The organism is Saccharibacillus qingshengii (assembly GCF_013185195.1).
Taxonomy (GTDB): Bacteria; Bacillota; Bacilli; order Paenibacillales; family Paenibacillaceae; genus Saccharibacillus; species Saccharibacillus qingshengii.
On sequence record NZ_JAAZWC010000007.1, the window covers coordinates 1 to 17348 of the forward strand.

The 17348-nt window shown below is 54.1% G+C and carries 18 protein-coding genes, 1 rRNA gene and 1 other annotated feature; all 19 genes read right to left on the bottom strand.

Annotated elements, in window-relative coordinates; translation table 11 throughout:
• Positions 1–281, bottom strand: a 16S ribosomal RNA gene (locus HRQ60_RS07870); the annotation flags it as partial.
• A gap of 581 nt (positions 282–862) precedes the next feature.
• Positions 863–1747 (bottom strand): prephenate dehydratase, encoded by an 885-nt coding sequence (gene pheA, locus HRQ60_RS07875; RefSeq protein ID WP_172195117.1) that lies wholly within the window; start codon positions 1745–1747, stop codon positions 863–865.
• Positions 1744–2718 (bottom strand): homoserine kinase, encoded by a 975-nt coding sequence (gene thrB, locus HRQ60_RS07880; RefSeq protein WP_172195119.1) that lies wholly within the window; start codon positions 2716–2718, stop codon positions 1744–1746. Before thrB ends, pheA begins: the two co-directional genes overlap by 4 nt.
• A gap of 27 nt (positions 2719–2745) precedes the next feature.
• Positions 2746–4038, bottom strand: a complete 1293-nt coding sequence (locus HRQ60_RS07885) for a homoserine dehydrogenase (RefSeq protein ID WP_343044635.1) — start codon at positions 4036–4038, stop codon at positions 2746–2748.
• 96 nt (positions 4039–4134) lie between these two features.
• On the bottom strand, positions 4135–4572 hold the full coding sequence (locus HRQ60_RS07890) for an ACT domain-containing protein (protein ID WP_172195123.1): 438 nt from the start codon (positions 4570–4572) through the stop codon (positions 4135–4137).
• Between the two features lie 562 nt (positions 4573–5134).
• Complete coding sequence (obgE, locus tag HRQ60_RS07895; protein ID WP_172195125.1) at positions 5135–6445, bottom strand: GTPase ObgE; 1311 nt, start codon at positions 6443–6445, stop codon at positions 5135–5137.
• Between the two features lie 14 nt (positions 6446–6459).
• Positions 6460–7197 (bottom strand): Spo0B domain-containing protein, encoded by a 738-nt coding sequence (locus HRQ60_RS07900; protein ID WP_343044636.1) that lies wholly within the window; start codon positions 7195–7197, stop codon positions 6460–6462.
• Between the two features lie 211 nt (positions 7198–7408).
• The gene (gene rpmA / locus HRQ60_RS07905) at positions 7409–7720 is read right to left on the bottom strand and encodes a 50S ribosomal protein L27 (RefSeq protein ID WP_172195128.1); all 312 of its coding nucleotides are present in this window, start codon (positions 7718–7720) and stop codon (positions 7409–7411) included.
• A 22-nt stretch (positions 7721–7742) separates the two neighbouring features.
• Entirely contained in the window at positions 7743–8075 is a 333-nt protein-coding gene (locus HRQ60_RS07910) for a ribosomal-processing cysteine protease Prp (protein WP_172195130.1), read from the bottom strand.
• A 14-nt stretch (positions 8076–8089) separates the two neighbouring features.
• A complete protein-coding gene (gene rplU / locus HRQ60_RS07915; protein ID WP_172195132.1) occupies positions 8090–8401 on the bottom strand; it encodes a 50S ribosomal protein L21 in 312 nt (103 codons plus the stop codon).
• A gap of 13 nt (positions 8402–8414) precedes the next feature.
• Positions 8415–8499 (bottom strand) — a sequence feature (ribosomal protein L21 leader region).
• A gap of 71 nt (positions 8500–8570) precedes the next feature.
• Positions 8571–9809, bottom strand: a complete 1239-nt coding sequence (locus HRQ60_RS07920; protein ID WP_172195134.1) for an Rne/Rng family ribonuclease — start codon at positions 9807–9809, stop codon at positions 8571–8573.
• Between the two features lie 169 nt (positions 9810–9978).
• On the bottom strand, positions 9979–10776 hold the full coding sequence (minD, locus tag HRQ60_RS07925; protein WP_172195136.1) for a septum site-determining protein MinD: 798 nt from the start codon (positions 10774–10776) through the stop codon (positions 9979–9981).
• 3 nt (positions 10777–10779) lie between these two features.
• Entirely contained in the window at positions 10780–11466 is a 687-nt protein-coding gene (locus tag HRQ60_RS07930) for a septum site-determining protein MinC (protein WP_172195137.1), read from the bottom strand.
• A gap of 84 nt (positions 11467–11550) precedes the next feature.
• Positions 11551–12081: a rod shape-determining protein MreD gene (gene mreD, locus HRQ60_RS07935; protein ID WP_172195139.1), complete on the bottom strand. Its 531-nt coding sequence runs from the start codon at positions 12079–12081 to the stop codon at positions 11551–11553.
• On the bottom strand, positions 12078–12977 hold the full coding sequence (gene mreC, locus HRQ60_RS07940) for a rod shape-determining protein MreC (protein WP_172195141.1): 900 nt from the start codon (positions 12975–12977) through the stop codon (positions 12078–12080). Before mreC ends, mreD begins: the two co-directional genes overlap by 4 nt.
• A 45-nt stretch (positions 12978–13022) precedes the next feature.
• The gene (locus HRQ60_RS07945) at positions 13023–14054 is read right to left on the bottom strand and encodes a rod shape-determining protein (protein WP_172195143.1); all 1032 of its coding nucleotides are present in this window, start codon (positions 14052–14054) and stop codon (positions 13023–13025) included.
• A 133-nt stretch (positions 14055–14187) separates the two neighbouring features.
• Positions 14188–14880, bottom strand: a complete 693-nt coding sequence (gene radC / locus HRQ60_RS07950; protein WP_172195145.1) for a RadC family protein — start codon at positions 14878–14880, stop codon at positions 14188–14190.
• 103 nt (positions 14881–14983) lie between these two features.
• Positions 14984–15601 carry a Maf family protein gene (locus HRQ60_RS07955; RefSeq protein ID WP_172195147.1) on the bottom strand — a complete coding sequence of 206 codons (618 nt, stop codon included), beginning with the start codon at positions 15599–15601 and terminating at the stop codon, positions 14984–14986.
• Positions 15602–15960: 359 nt separating this feature from the next.
• On the bottom strand, positions 15961–17340 hold the full coding sequence (gene murC, locus HRQ60_RS07960) for a UDP-N-acetylmuramate--L-alanine ligase (protein ID WP_172195149.1): 1380 nt from the start codon (positions 17338–17340) through the stop codon (positions 15961–15963).
• Positions 17341–17348: the final 8 nt, after the last annotated feature.

Consider the following 17348-nt stretch of genomic DNA (forward strand, 5'->3'; position numbering starts at 1 on the left):
GTGAGCCGTTACCCCACCAACTAGCTAATGCGCCGCAGGCCCATCTGACACCGACAGCTTGCGCCGTCTTTCCTCATCTCCTCATGCGAAGAAACGATGTATCCGGTATTAGCATCCGTTTCCGGAAGTTATCCCAGGTTGTCAGGCAGGTTGCCTACGTGTTACTCACCCGTCCGCCGCTAAGTATCCGAGAAGCAAGCTTCTCATCCACTCCGCTCGACTTGCATGTATTAGGCATGCCGCCAGCGTTCGTCCTGAGCCAGGATCAAACTCTCCATTAAGGTGGTGACCAAAGTCACCGTTTAAAAGAAAGCACCATGTGCTCGTTAAAACGTGGCGATTCTTGATTGCTCAAGAACCTTTATTCTCACGATGATCTGCATCATCTATTCTCACGATGATCTGCATCATCGCGACTCACTTACTGTTCAGTTTTCAAGGAACAAACTCGTAATTCTCGTTTCTGCCGTTTGTGTTTCTCTCGCAGCAGCAACTCTTATATATTAGCACGTTCGTTTTCGTTTTACAAGTCTTTTTTTGAAATCTTTTTGTCAGCTTCTTGCGAAGTTGAATTATCAATTTCATGTAAGACGTGCTTCCCGAACTCAAACGCCCGGTCAAGCCTCAACTCGACTGGACTTTTAGTATACCATCGCTCCGTTCACTTTTCAAGCCTATTGCCAATTCTTTTTACATCGGGCAACTTTCATGCCTTAAGGGAATAGATTTGCCACCCTGCTTCAACACAACAAAAAGGAGCGCCTGGCGCTCCTTCCCCCACGTGTAATTTTGGATACTCACAATACGAAGGTATTCTGCCTATACTGGCGTTTGCATGCACTTCCTTGTTTCTGCAAGCACTCTAGACTTCGGTCTCTCCCGACTCGTAGGGGTAACAGGAATACGAGCCGAGAATCCGGACCTGACAGCCGAGCGCTTCGATTTCTTCGACGGCTGCCTGAAACAGGATCGAATCTCCCGCCACCAGCACATCGATATAGAAGTAATAATTGCCAAGCTTCTTTTTGGTTGGACGGGATTCGATACGCGACAGGTTCAGCCTTCTCCAGGCAAAAGCCGACAGCACTTGATGCAGGGCGCCCGCGTAATCTTCCGGCAAAATGACCTGCACGCTTGTTTTTTCATGTTCACTTTCCTTGGACAAATGCAGCGGTGCCGGGCCGATCAGCACGAAGCGGGTATAGTTATTATTGTGATCGGTTACCCGCTGCGCCAAAAGATCCAGACCGTAACGTTCCGCACCGAGCCGGGTAGAAAAAGCCGCCCAGCCGCTGCCCGGATGAGCCGCTGCCTGGGCTGCTCCTTCCGCGGTACTGCTGGCATTCTCCAATTCGGCATGAGGCAGATACTCGGAGATGAATGCCCGGCACTGCGCAATGGCGACAGGGTGGGAAAGTACTTTGCGTATTTTCGAAAAATCGAGTTCCCCGTCTGCATCCGTAAATTCTTCCCGCCGTCCCACCAGATTCTGGATCGACGGGTATACCCATTCGGCCCGCATCGGAATATCGACTTCGTTAACGAGCCAATCCATGTGCAGACTGACGGAACCCTCGATTGTATTTTCGACCGGAATCACCGCGTAATCGGCTTCACCGTTCACCACGGCCATAAACACATCGGAAATGACTTTGTAATGAAGAAGTTGAACCGGTTCATTTGCCAGCAAATAATCGACCGCTTCGTGAGAGACCGAACCGGCAGGAAGAAGAGCAATACGTTTCATGATGAAAGATCTCCTTTGACCCTAGGCAAAAAGGATTCCGAAGAAATTCCGCTTTCGCAAACGGCACCTTCCAGATCGGGTTCAAGCCACAGGGTACGCGCCTCGATGCCGTTTTCCCGCATGACATTCTTCATAAAGGATTCAAGTTCGCTTTGACGTGTACTCTCACGGTCGACGAGCGCGAGCAAAGTGGGTCCCGCTCCGCTCAAAGCCGCTCCGAGTGCGCCGTTCAGTGAAGCTTCGGCCAATATCTTTTCCATTCCGGGAACCAAAGCGGCCCGGTAAGGCTGGTGGATCCGGTCGCGCATGGCGAATTCCAGCAAGTCGAGTCTTCCCGATGCCAAAGCGGCGGTAAGCAGCGAAGAGCGGCTGATGTTATAAACGGCATCCTGCAGGCTCAAGTGATCGGGAAGTACCGCGCGCGCCGCCGAAGTGGCCAATTCGAATTCCGGAATAAGCGCCAGCACCCGAAGGTTCCGCGGCGGCTCGATCCGGACATAATCCGCGTGCTCGCCATCCCACGCCGCCGCAATAATACCGCCGAACAGTGAAGCACCGACATTATCCGGATGACGCTCCAGTCCCGTAGCCAGGTCAAACAGACGGCTTTTGGAAAGAGGAGACTCCACGAGGGCATTCGCCGCTACCATTCCCGCAATAATTGCGGAAGCGCTGCTGCCCAAACCGCGCGTCAGCGGAATATCCGAACGCATTGCGATCGCAAGCTCCGGCACTTCTTCTCCCGCCGCTTCAAACACGAGACGGGCGACTTTGTAAATCAGGTTTTCTTTGTCGGTCGGAATCCCTTCGAATCCTTCTCCTTCAAAGCGGACGCTTGTTTGCTCCGCCCGGCTCATTTCGATCCAAATATACAGGGACAGCGACATTCCGAGCGTATCGAAACCGGGTCCCAGGTTAGCCGTACTGGCCGGCACTCTTACACGTACCGACCCGGCGCTTGCATTCTTCATCTTTCCGCTCCTTCCGACGACCGCGTGTTATCCTTCTACCCGATAGACGCTGACCACTCTGCGAACCACTTCAAGTTCTTCAAAGCGTCTCAACACTTTATCGATACTTTCCTTGCTCGCCTTATGCGTGACGATGACGATTTCCGCATTCGGGTTAAGCTCATTGGGCTGCTGCACCACGGACGCCAGACTAACCTCGTACTCGGTGAAAATCTGCGTAATCCGTGCCAAAACTCCCGCTTTATCGTCTACATGGAGCAAAATGAAGTTTTTGAACGAGATTTCCGTATCATTCTTGAGCCTTTTCGGTTTGTGCGGCGCAATATGCTTCAGTCCGTTGACGCCCAGCCGCAGATTTTTGATCACGGACACCAGGTCGGCGACAACCGAAGTGGCAGTCGGCATCTCGCCTGCGCCCGCTCCGTAGAACATCGTTTCCCCTACCGCTTCTCCATGCACATAAACCGCGTTGAAAACACCGTTGACGGATGCGATCGGATGCGAGGCTTTGACCATGGTCGGCTGGACGCTGATCGAGATCGCATCGTCTTCGCGGTCGGCAATGCCGAGCAGCTTGATGACGTAACCGAGATTTTTGGCATAAGCGATGTCCGATTGACTGACGCCCGTGATGCCTTTGACGCTCACATCGGCCAATTCCACGTTCGTACGGAAACCGAGTGTTCCAAGAATCGTCATCTTGCGGGCCGCGTCGAGTCCTTCGACATCGGATGTCGGATCGGACTCCGCATAGCCGAGCTGCTGCGCTTCAGTCAGCACATCCTCGTACGATACGCCTTCTTTGCTCATTTTGGTCAGCATGTAATTGGTCGTTCCGTTCACAATGCCCATAATCTTCGTGATCCGATCCGACGAGAATCCTTCGATCAGGGTACGGATAATCGGAATCCCGCCGGCTACACTTGCTTCATAAAAGACATCACATTTCATTTCCTGCGCTTTGGCCAGAATCTCCGTGCCGTACAGCGCCATCAAATCCTTATTCGCCGTTACGATATGTTTCCCGCGGGCCAACGCTTCGAGAATATAGGTACGGGTCTGCTCGACGCCGCCCATCACTTCCACAATCACGTCGATCTCCGGGTCGTGGATGACTTCCCAAGGATCGTCGGTCAATTTGGACGGATCGATTGGAATGTTGCGCACCTTTTCCCGGTCCTTGACCGAAATCTTTTCGATGATGATCGGCGAGCCCACTTGTCCGCTCAAGTCTTCCTGATGCATATCCACGATCCGGACGACACCTGTGCCTACCGTGCCGAGACCGAGCAGTCCTACCTTTATCGGTTTGTTACTCACGTACATTTTCCTCCCCGTCCCTGTGCAGTTTCTGATTCGGTTCCTGTTTCGCCGTATCTGCTGCCTGTTCCGATTTCCAAACGATTGCCTGCCGGCTTATCCCTGCCCGATCACGACGACCCGGCTGACGCCCGCCAACGATTCCAGCGATGCCGTCAGTCCGCTCAGTTCATCGTGGAGCCGGGACGTTTCTACCGATAATACCACATTTGCCGTTCCCTGCAGGGGAATGCTCTGATTGATGGTCAGTACGTTCCCTCCGCTTTCCGCAATCAATCCCAATACTTTGAACAATACGCCCGCCCGGTGTTCCAGCAGCAGAGACAAGGTTACCAGTCTTTCCCGATCCAGCTGATTGACCTGATGAATCCCGTCTTTGTATTTGTAAAAAGCGCTTCGGCTGATGCCTGCGATCGCTACCGCTTCGTTAACCGTCTTCGCCTGGCCTCCTGCAAGCAGCTCTTTGACATGCAGGGTTTTCAAAATCGCTTCGGGCAAAATGTCTTCTCTAGCCAAATAATAACGCTCTTTCATATAACGTCCTCTCCTTAAAGACTGATGTTTTCATATAGCGGACATTATATCGAAGAAACCAACTCAGCGTCAACCCTTTACAGCAAAAAAGTTACACGGCACGTTATCCTTGCAGAAAAACATCAGCCTTTTTCAATAAAAAAGCGGAAGCCAGTTCTCCGGGAGGGAGAAGGCTTCCGCTTTATTTTTTGTTTGTTTTTGATACATCCCGATCGCACAGCAGCCATATTGGGCTGCGCCTGCGATCTTCAGGTTTTCATCGCACAGCGGCCGAGTTAGTTGGGCCACGCCTGCGATCTTCCGAGGTTTTCATCGCATAGCGGCCGAGTTGGGCCGCGCCTGTGATCCCCTTACGCTCCCCCACCCTAACAGCTGTGGACAAAAAAAGCCGCCCGAATCTCTCCCCGAGCCGTATAGGAAGGCGAGGGAACTTCTTCCCTCTCCCCACCCCGGCGAGCGGTTTGCGATTGGAGCGACTTTTGGCTTTCCCCTTACTGCCGGACTGGATTAGAGTCCGCAGCGGAAAACAACCCGGAGCGACAAGCGCAAACCGCTCGCCTGCTCAATAGTAACTGCTGCCCTCAACGAACTCGAACTCGAAGTCCGCGATCCGAACGATCGTGCCGTCCTTTGCACCGCGCTTGCGCAGCTCTTCGTCCACGCCCATGTGGCGCAGGGTACGTGCCAATTTAAGAATCGCATCGTGCGTAGTCAACTGCATCCGCTTCATCATACGCTCGATTTGGACACTTTCCACGACGAACATTTCGTTCTCGCGTCGAACCGTGAAGCCTTCTTCTTTGGCCTCTTCGGCCCGGTAGACTTTGCGTTCGGTCTGATCGGTGGCTTCTTCAATAGCCGGAACATCCGAAATCGAATCCAGGACATCGACTGCGCGATACATCAATTCCTTCACGCCTTTACGGGTCAGCGAAGAGATCGACATGATCTCAAGATCCGGATTGATTTCCGCCACTTTTTCTTTGAAGATGCGCAGGTTTTCTTCCGAATCCGGCATATCCATTTTGTTGGCTGCGACAATCTGCGGACGCTTCACGAGTTCCGCATTGTACAGCTTGATTTCTTCGTTAATCTTCAGCCAGTCGTCAAACGGATCCCGTCCTTCGGAACCGGACATATCCACGACGTGGATAATGACGCGGGTCCGCTCGACATGGCGCAGGAACTCGTGCCCCAGGCCTACGCCTTCGTGAGCGCCTTCGATCAGACCCGGCAGATCGGCCATCACGAAACTCCGGCCTTCGTCGATCTCGACGACCCCGAGGTTTGGCGTAATAGTTGTAAAGTGGTAAGCGCCGATCTTCGGCGTTGCTGCCGATACGACGGACAGCAGGGTCGATTTGCCCACGCTCGGGAATCCGACCAGACCGACATCGGCCATGACTTTAAGCTCAAGCACGATATAGCGCTCTTTGCCTTCTTCACCGTTCTCCGCAAGTTCCGGAGCCGTATTGTTCTGCGTGGCCAATTTAACATTGCCGCGCCCTCCGCGTCCTCCGCGAGCGACGACGATTTCCTGACCGTTACGGGTCATATCCGCCAGAACTTCCTGGGTATCGTCATCGATAATCAGAGTACCGGGAGGAATCCGGACAACCAAATGTTCGGCGTTCGCTCCGTACTGATTCTTGTTGCGTCCTTTTTCTCCGCGCTTGGCTTTGAAATGGCGCTGGTACCGGAAGTCCATAAGGGTACGCAGACCTTCGTCAACGCGGAAGATAACGTCTCCGCCTCTACCCCCGTCGCCGCCGGCAGGTCCGCCGTTCGGCACATATTTCTCACGCCGGAACGCCACGACACCGTCTCCGCCGTCGCCGGCTTTTACATAAATCTTCGCTTTATCTACAAACATGAATGTCACCTCTTTTAAGTTTGAACAGGAAGCTTCCAACGGATCAGTGTGCCACCTTCGGCAGATACCGTCAGCAGCGAGTAGGACTCGAGTGCCTCCTGAACCGCACGATGCAGTACGGGCACAGCCTGCGGATCATTTTCCGGTTCGATGAACAAAGTCGCTTCCCCGCTCTCTTCGCCGAACACGATCCGCAGCGCCGGTTCCGAAGCTTTGGCTGCCAGCCCCGAATAACGGTAAGCCGACAACCCCGCGCGCACGGCGCGAATCAATCCTTCTTCCTCTTCCGGCGTCAGACTTCCGGCATAACACAGTTCTTCGTCCGCTTTGACATGCAGGGCCACTTCCCGATTCTCTCCCTTGACGGTCATCAAATAGAAAACAAACTCGGGCAGACCCAGCTTTGCAATCCGGCTTTCTTTATGCATTTCTCCGCTGACCCGCGTAATAATCTCTTCGATCCGGTCGGTTTTACCCATCCGGGAATAGCCAAAAATCAGTTGAAGATCATTCATCCAATCATGCCGCTGATGACTCAAAACATTCAGGAAAAAGTTCTGCAGCGATTGTCTTAAACGGTGAAGCTCGTTTTCCCTGCGGCGTTTCTCCTGTCTAGGCAGCAGGAAAAATACAGCAGCGAGCCAAAGCCCAAGCAGGACAAAGGTGAACGTTCCCGGAAAAACCCAAGCCAGAATCCAAGGAATTACAGCAGACAGCGGCATCAATACGGATAAGTCTCTCCACCTTCTCATCGGCTCTCTCCGTTTCTGATCGTAGTAAAAATGACTTTGGGCCCAGCGATTTCGGCGGAAACGGCTCAGTTTGAGTATACCCAGAATCCGAAAAAAAATCCAAGGTACCGGATCTTCGTTCCGTTCACCTCAAACCTGCGCCTCTTCTACCTTTGAACAAAAAAAGACCTTCGGTACGAATACCGAAGGCTTCTTGATTACCGGTTAGGTCTTAGGCCTCTACGGAAGCTGCTACTTCAGCAACTTGCACCGGGTAGACGCTGACTTTTTTGCGGTCGCGGCCGAGACGTTCGAATTTCACAACGCCGTCGATCAGAGCAAACAAAGTGTCGTCTTTGCCAATACCTACGTTCGTTCCTGGGTGAATCTTCGTTCCGCGCTGACGGAAGATGATTCCGCCGCCGCGTACGGCTTGACCGTCCGCACGTTTAGCGCCGAGGCGCTTCGAGTGGCTGTCCCGTCCGTTTTTCGTCGAACCTACACCTTTTTTGGAAGCGAATAACTGGAGATCCAATTTCAACATGATGGTCTACCTCCTTCTTTGCTTATTTTGTAACCTTATCGATCCGAATATATTCACTGTAAGAAGTCACGATTGTTTCCAGCATGACCACCATCGATTCGAGAATCAACTCGGCTTGGGCCTTGGGTTCGTCCGATTTGAACGGCGGAAGGGTTCCGCTGAGAAAACCGTTCTTCATCCGTGTCTTCATCACCGCTCCGGTAAGGACTTCGACTGCATTCACCGTACCGACCGTAATGGCCGAAATGGCGGAGCAGACGATGTCTTCGCCGCGATTGGCGTAACCCGCATGACCTTCGACTTTAAAACCAGTAATTTTCCCGTCCGGCGATCTTACAATTTGGACGATAACCAAGTTATCAACCTCAATTATGCTTGGATTTTTTCGATCGTTACTTTAGTATACGGTTGACGATGGCCTTGTTTCTTGTGGTAGTTCTTTTTAGGCTTGTACTTGTATACAACAACCTTTTGGCCTTTACCGTGCTTCTCGACTTTTGCCGTTACGGTTGCTCCCGATACAATCGGTGCGCCGATTGTCAGTCCGTTTTCTTGGGAAACGGCCAGAACACGGTCAAACGTCACGCTTTCGCCGTCTACGGCTTCAAGCTTCTCGATGAACAATACGTCGCCCTCTTGGACTTTGTACTGCTTACCGCCTGTTTCGATAATTGCGTACATCTTCTTGCACCTCCTCATGTCTCAGACTCGCCTGGTTCGGGTGGATCTTTCGCAAAGCGAAGATCGCTTTGACCCGGCCTGTGCGGTTACAGCATGTTGTGCAATGTGAAATACACCGGCACACATACCAACGTATCTTAGCATGCTTTACGATCGAAGTCAACGATTATCAGCGAATCATAATTCGCCCCGTTCCTTCGCAAGTCGAACAGGGTTCATAAAACAGCCCGGCCCCGCTTTCCCGTACCTTTTTGCGCGTCATTTCCAGCAGCCCCAGCTTGGTCCAGCCGACGATATGGGACTGGGTCCGGTCTTTCGACAGCTTTTCTTCGAGCCGGCCAAGTACGCGCTGACGGTTGCTCTCTTCCTGCATATCGATAAAATCGACGATCACGATGCCGCCGACATCCCGCAGGCGCAGCAGGCGCGCAATTTCTTCGGCCGCTTCCAAATTCGTATCGGTTACCGTCGTCTCCAAGCTGCCGTCCGCTCCCGTAAATTTCCCCGTGTTGACATCCACCACCGTAAGCGCTTCGGTCTGATCCCAGATAAGCGTACCGCCACCCGGCAGCCAGATCTTGCGGCCGAAGTCCCGGTGCAGCTGACGCTCGACCGGATAAGTCTCGAATAACGGCGTCGGATCGCGATGCAGCCGCACCCGCGGCTGCACGCCCGGCATCATCCGCTGCATATAGAGACCTGCGCGTTCGCGGGCCTCGGCATCGTCCAAGATCAATTCGTCCGCGTTCGGATTAAATACATCGCGGATCATCCGCTGCGCAAGATCCAGATCCCGGAACAGCTCATGCGGCGCTTCGGCCGACTCGGCCAAGCTGCGGATGGAGTCCCACTGACTCCGCAGTCTTTTCAGTTCCTCGCCCAGCCTGTCGTCGTTTCCGTCTCCCGCCGCCGTACGCAGGATCATGCCTTCGCCGGAACGGCGCAAATACTCGCCAAGCGACTTCAATCGAACGCGTTCCGGCTCGGGTTCGATCTTCCTGGAAACGGCCACGTAATCCGCTTCCGGCATATAGACGATATACCGTCCCGGCAGCGAATAATGCATAGTGACCCGTGCGCCTTTGCCTCCAAGCGGCTCTTTCGTGATCTGCACCAGCACCTGCTGGCCTTTGCGGGCAATTTGTTCGATCGAAGGCTTGGTATCGGACTGTTTGTCCAGATGCGCGGGCAGCATATCGTCGATATATAGAAAAGCGTTCTTTTTCAACCCGATATCCACAAAAGCGGCCTGCATGCCGGGCAGCACATTGACGATGCGTCCTTTGTAAAAACTGCCGGCCATGCCGTATTCCCGCACGCGTTCCGCCGCAAATTCGATCAGCCGTCCGTCTTCCAGCAGTGCCGTCTCGGTCCACTCCGCTTCGTTATGCACAACCAATTGTTTCATGCTTCACCTCTTGCCCGGCATGCCGCCGGTAATCGGCGCAGTACGCGTATTGCGTCCGCCTCTACAGCACTAGACGCGCTTCCTCGTCGAAAAGTTTCGCCTTTGCCCCTCAGATGTAAAAAAGACCCTCCGCTTGAAAGCGGAAGGTCTTGTTGGTTAAGCCGGTTCATTATCTGCCGACACCAAAAATTTTCTTGAACAAATTGAAACGCCCCTTCTTCTCGTCAAGCTGCATCAGGGGGACGGTGTCTCCCTGTATACGGCGGGCGATATTCCGGTAAGCGATCGAAGCTTTGGAATCGGGATTCATGACGGTCGGCTCGCCGGTATTGGCCGCCTTGATGACCATCTCGTCATCCGGCACAATCCCAAGCAGATCGATATTGAGTACCTGCAGCACTTCATCCACATCCAGCATCTCGCCGGCTCTGACCATATTCGGCCGAATCCGGTTAACGATGAGTTTGGGCGAACCGATATGCGAACTTTCCAGCAGACCGATAACCCGGTCGGCGTCGCGCACAGCCGCATTCTCCGGCGTGGTGACCACGATCGCCTGATCGGCGCCCGCAATGGCATTCTTGAAACCCTGCTCGATGCCGGCCGGGCAGTCGATCAGTACGTATTGAAATTCGTTCTTCAATTCGAGAATGATATCGCGGATCTGCTCCGGCGACACGGCGTTTTTGTCCTTGGTCTGCGCGGCCGGAAGCATGTAAAGCTCTTCGAAGCGTTTATCCTTAACCAGCGCTTGGTGCAAACGGCATCGGCCGTCGGCCACGTCGCAAATATCGTAAATGATCCGGTTCTCCAGCCCCATCACGACATCCAGGTTGCGCAGGCCGATATCCGTATCGACCAGACAAACCTTTTTGCCAAGCAGCGCCAGCGCCGTTCCGATATTGGCCGTGGTCGTCGTTTTGCCGACGCCGCCTTTTCCCGAAGTGACGACTATAGCCTCTCCCATTCTCTACACTCCTTTGAACACATTCAGATCCCGGCGCAGCCGGGCAATATTCGCCATCTTGTCGATCTGCATCTGCCCGTCCAGGAGATAGGCGAATTCCATCTGCGTCTCGTGCGGATGGGAACTCTCCTCTTCGCCGCTGTCGGGCGGACGGCTGATCACTTCCGCAATCCGCAGCTGTGTCGGCGCAAGGTAGGAAGCGCCGACAATCGCATGTTCGCTGCCTTCCGAACCGGCATGAGCCATTCCGCGCAGTGCTCCGAGAATATAGATATCTCCGGTACAGACGATCGATCCACCCGGATTGACATCGCCCAGAAACAGCAGATTGCCGTCGTGTGTGAGCACCTGCCCGGAACGAACCATGCCGCTGATGGTCGTTACGGGTGTACGAAGCGCCGCCGTCTCGCGGACTTCGACCGACTTGAAACCTTCAATCGAACGGACAAGCAGATTGCGTTTGGTTCGCAGTATATCCAAAATTTGCAGCTTTTGTTCGTCCGCAAGCTGGCGTCTGCCGAACTGTACATCGATCGCGACGAGCGGGCCGCTCAAGATCGCCTGATGGCTGTTCTCCAGCATGTCCTGCAGTTCAGCCAACAGTTCATCGAAATCGCACTGTTCGTCCAGACGGAATACGAGGCCGTCCTTGATTCCCTTGATTGTAATGAGACTGCGTTTGATGGACATCTCCCCCGCTCCCCCTTCGACTGAATCTTTTCGAGACGAAGGTCCCTTTCTCCTGCACGAATCGTATAAAAGTTGCCGCCGCGCCTATTTGTTGTCTTCTTTTTTGACCCGCAGCGGCATCTTGTCGAACTGCCGGCGGATCGGCACATAGACGATCAGCGCAAATACCAGTCGGAACAGCAGATCGGGAATAATGTACTGGATAAGCGCCCAATCGTACGTCTGCTCGTTGAAATCAAATACCGTATAAATACCGAACAGCATGCTGTCCAAAATGAAGCTGCCGAGCATGACTACGCTGAGCATTACCGGCAGTGGAGCTTTTGGAAGAGAAAAAACCAAGCCGAGCAAATAGGCGGTAAAGCCCATCGTAAACGCATAAGGTCCCAGCATGGCTCCGTAATACACGACATCGTGCAGCATCCCGAAGACGACACCGAGAGCCATCGCCGCATAGCGGTGACGGTATACGGTCACAAACAAGATACAGACGAACACCAGATTCGGCATAAGATGCGGAATCCAGGACTGCGGCATGAACCAGGGGAGGACGCTGCCTTCGATCAGAAACAGAACGAATAACAGCAAGGCGAGAATCTGCTTGCGCCAGGTCATGGCGTATCGTCTCCCTCCGCAGGCTCCGGTCCCGGAACAACGACGAACAGGTCTTTCCATTCTACAAAGCTTGCTGTAGGGAGGATTTTGGCCGTCTTCGTCAAACCAAACTCGCTCGATTCGATCGCTCTGACTTTACCCAGCACGATCCCGGCCGGGAATACGCCGCCGCTGCCCGAAGTCACGATGACATCGTTAACGTCAATGACCTTCTTCGGATCGTCGTTTTTGATACCGGTCATGACCAGACGTTTTTCTTTGACATCGTAACTTTCGACAATGCCGAATGTTCCGGGCTTGCCGGTTGCGGTGGCTGAAATGGCGTAGCTGTCGGGCGACGTTAAGCTTAGGGAAGTAATTAGCTGAATAGTCGACGTGTAATCGGTCGTAGTGCTGATAATGCCGACCATACCTTCGATGCTCGTTACCGCCATGCCCACAGCGACGCCGTCTTTGGCTCCGACATCAATATTGACGGTTGGATTGTTGACATCTTCGTTTACCGAGATGACTTGGGCAAACCGGTAATGCTTGCTCGAGTTCAATTTCTGCTTTTCGGTAAATTTAAGATCTTTCTTCAAACTTTCGTTAACTGTCTTTAAATTGTCATAATCGATCAGTGCCCGATCAAGCTCGGCTACCTTAATTCTCAATCTCTCATTCTCTTCGTAAACGCCGCCCAGTTCCGAAATATCTTCGAAGAATCCGGACAGCGCCGACGCCGGTTTGTTGACAAGTTTCTGCGTATAGCCAACCGTGTCCTTGACGAATTTCTCCGGCCAGGTCAAACCGATCCGATCGCCGAGCGTTACGCCCATCAGGGCGATAAACAGCACCAGCACGATCAGCAGGACAAACAATTTCCGACTTCCAAGCATTCTAAACAGTTCGAACACCTTCTAACATCCATGAATTGTCCGTAAGCATGGTTCGCCTCCGGGTTAGCCGCGCTTGGAGCGCGAGTTGCTCGTTCCGCGGGATTTGAACAGGTGAATATTGTCGAGTGCGCGGCCCGTGCCGATCGCGACGCAGTCCAGCGGATTCTCGGCCACGATGACCGGCATTCCGGTCTCGCCGGCCAGCAGCTTGTCCAGGTTGCGCAGCAGGGCACCGCCGCCTGTCAGGACGATACCGCGGTCCATAATGTCGGCCGCAAGTTCCGGCGGACATTTCTCCAGCGTGACTTTGACCGCTTCGACGATTGCGCTCACCGTATCGGCCAAAGCCTCGGTGATTTCGTGCGAGGTGATCGAGATAGTCTTCGGCAGGCCGCTGACCAGATCGCGTCCGCGGATTTCGATCGTTTCCGGCGTTTCCAGTTGAATAGCGGAACCGATTTCCATTTTGAGCATTTCCGATGTGCGTTCGCCGATCATCAGATTATACTGCCGCTTCACGTATTGAATAATGGACTCGTCCATTTCGTCGCCGGCTACGCGCACCGAACGTGCCGTTACGATCCCGCCGAGCGAGATTACAGCCACTTCCGTTGTGCCTCCGCCGATATCGACGACCATGCTGCCTGTCGGTTCCCAGACCGGAAGATCCGCTCCGATTGCCGCTGCAAAAGGTTCTTCGATCGTGTAAGCTTCACGCGCTCCCGCCTGTTTGGTCGCATCTTCGACCGCACGCTGTTCGACAGCCGTAATACCGGAAGGCACGCAGACCATAACGTTCGGATGGCGCTGGAAGAACGAACGTTTCTTCTGAGCTTGGTTGATGAAGTATTTGATCATCGTCGCCGTCGTATCGAAGTCGGCGATTACGCCGTCTTTCATCGGACGGATGGCGCGGATATTGCCGGGAGTACGGCCGATCATTTTCTTCGCGTCTTCGCCGACCGCTTCAATCGTTTTGGTGTCGGTGCGGATGGCCACCACGGAAGGTTCTCTGACCACAATTCCTTTTCCTCGTACATATACCAGCGTGTTTGCCGTTCCCAAATCGATACCCAGATCTTTATTGCCCATCATTCTCTTAAACTCCCTCTCTCGTTCATATTCGGATGTATTTTCAAACGTATTTCATTGGCGGACAGCCGATTTCGCGGAAGCCGCTTCTGTTTCAGGCGCATAAATAAAACCCGTCCGTATAGGGACGGAATGCTCACATCAAACCCTGCTCTTTCAAACTTACATAGGTTCCGTCTCCGACCACGATATGGTCCAGCACATCGATCCCGACAATGCGTCCCGCTTCCACCAGCCTCCGGGTCAGGGAAATATCTTCCGGACTCGGAGCGGGGTCGCCGCTCGGATGATTGTGCGCGCACACGATCGAAGCGCTGCTGCACTTGATCGCCGCACGAAAGACTTCCCGCGGATGCACGATCGAAGCATTCAAACTTCCGACCGACAGCGTTTCGGTGCCGATCACATGATTTTTCGTATTCAAAAACAGACAGACGAAATGTTCTTTGCGCAAATCGCGAAGTTCGTCGGCTACCGCTTCATAAGCGTCATGCGGACTGCGCACGACGACTTTATCGGCGGAACTTCTGCGCGACAAACGAAGACCAAGCTCGATTCCGGCCTTGATCTGCACTGCTTTCGCAGGTCCGACTCCCTTGATCTGCATCAATTCGGACAGGTTCAAATCAGCTAGGCCTTTGAGCGTGCCCGCTTCGTTCAGCACACGCTGGGCCAGATGCACCGCCGATTCTCCCTGTCTCCCGGTCCGAATCAAAATGGCCAGCAGTTCGGAATGGCTCAGCGCTCCCGCGCCGTACTGAAGCATACGCTCTCTCGGCCGTTCTTCGCCCGGCAGATCGCGCAGCAGATGGACAGCTTGCGAATCCATGACGTTCCTCTTTTCGCAGGTTTCCGAAACCGGGTCCCATGCGTGGTTCAAGCGGCGTTCCAATTATGTATGTCTACCGCAGGGCAGCCGAAAATACGGAACCTTATGGATTGGACGACAGCAGATCGATCCCGAAGCCTTCGAGCATTTCGCCCAGCAGAGACAGGGGAAGACCCACTACCGTAAAATAATCGCCTTCGATCGATTCGACGAGCAGCGCTCCAAGACCCTGTATCGCATAAGCGCCCGCCTTGTCCATCGGCTCTCCGCTTTTCACATAATCTTCTATTCGCTGTTCGGTTAAGTCTTTCATGCGCACGCGCGTAAAGCGGTGACGAACATCCCTTCGTCCGCTTGCCTGATGCAGACAGGCGACACCCGTATAAACGAGATGTTCGCGTCCCTGCAGCATGCCGAGCATCCGAATCGCGTCCTGTTCATCCTCCGGTTTGCCAAGCACCGAGCCGCCCAGTACGACGATCGTATCGCTGCCGACCACTACCCCTTCGCCGGGACACCTGTCCAGTACCGATTGGGCTTTGCGCAGTGCCAGTTCTTCGACGATCCGCTCCGGCGTCCAATCTGCCGGAACCTCCTCTGAAGCTTCACTGGGCTCGACAATAAAGTCTGCTCCAAGTGAAGCCAGCAGCTCCCGTCTCCGCGGAGAAGCGGAAGCCAGTATAATTTGACGGGCGTGTCTGTTGTACGAGTGATTGGTCAAAATGAAAAAAGCTCCTTTGAGCCGGCCGGTACGCTGCCGCAGCACTCCGCTTCGCGTTCAACCGGTACTTCCGGGACGGCTTGGACGTCCGCGCGACGAACCGTTGGCGGTCCGCTCCACAACCGGAATACAGCTGCGGCAAGCCTTCGGCACAGCCGAAGCGCAGCTCCGTTGATCTGTTCGGCGCCCTTAAGGGTTCAGAACAAACATTATTATACGTGCTATCGGGCGGCAATACAAACTTAAATCGCTTAAGCAGCGCGGCGGGAAACAAAACAGCCGTTCCGAAAACGCCTGAGGCGATCCCGGAACGGCTGCGGCCGTCAGGCTTGTCTATGGACACCCGGCCTTTTTGAAAGTCAGGCGTTCTTGCGATTCCAGTCTTCCGCGAACGCGTGCGAGACTTTCCAGATATCGCCGGCTCCCATCGTAATCACGAGGTCCCCGTCTCCGATACGGCCGGTCAGATCTTCCAGCACTTCTTCCTTCGTCGCCAGATAACGGGCATTCGGGTTGCTGTTCTGGCGGATCAACTCGGTCAGCGAAGAAGAATGCACGCCTTCGATCGGCTCTTCGCCGGCCGGGGAGTAGATATCGACGATAATCGCTTCGTCCGCGTCGGCAAAAGCACGGCTGAACGCGTCGAGCAGGAAAAAGGTCCGTGTATACCGCTGCGGCTGGAACACGGCAACAATCCGTTTGCCTGTAGATTTGGCGGCGCGCAGCGTCGCTTCAATCTCGGTCGGATGATGCGCGTAATCGTCTACGACCAGGGCACCGGCCGTATCGGCCAGCACCTGGAAACGCCGCTTGGCGCCGTTGAATTTGGACAGCCCTTCCGCCGCTTCCTCGAAAGGAATACCCGACTTGATGCAGGCGATCAGCGCGGCTGTCGCATTGTAGACGTTATACTTGCCCGGTACGAACAGGTTCACCCGGCCAAGTTCCCGGCCTTCGGTGCTCACCGTAAACGAAGAACGGCGATCGCCCAGCTCGATTTCCGAGATCCGGTAATCGGCATCTTCGCCCATCCCGTACGTGACGAGTTTGCAGCTGAGCTGCGGCATCAATTCGCGCAGGTTCTCGTCATCTCCGCAGACAATCGCGCAGCCTTCTTCGCGCGTCTGGTTCAGAAACTGGACGTAGGCTTCCTTGATTTTCTCGAAGCTGCCTTCGTAATTCTCCAGATGGTCGGCTTCGATATTGGTCACGATGCTGATGTACGGATGATACTGCAGGAATGTACCGTCGCTTTCGTCGGCTTCCGCCACGACGTATTCGCTTTTGCCGGCTTTGGCATTGGTGCCGAAACCTACAATCTCGCCGCCGATGATGTAAGTCGGATCGGTTCCGCATTCTTCCATCGCAAGCGCGGTCATCGACGATGTCGTCGTTTTGCCATGGGCTCCCGCCACCGCGATGCCTTTGCGTTCGTTGAGCAGGCGGGCCAGCATCTGGGAACGATGCAGGGTCGGAATACCGAGACGCTGCGCTTCGACCCGTTCCACATTGTCTTCCGGCAGTGCGGTCGAATAAACGACCGTATCGGCGCCCTGTACATATTCGGCTTGGTGGCCGTAATGGATTTCGGCGCCTCCATCAACCAGTTTTTTGGTGAGGCTTTGTTCCGCCACATCGGATCCCGTAATCTTGTATCCCATTTCCAGCAGTACCCGGGCGATCGCGCTCATACCGTAACCGCCGATGCCGATGAAATGGATGTGTTCTGTCTTTTTCATAATACGTT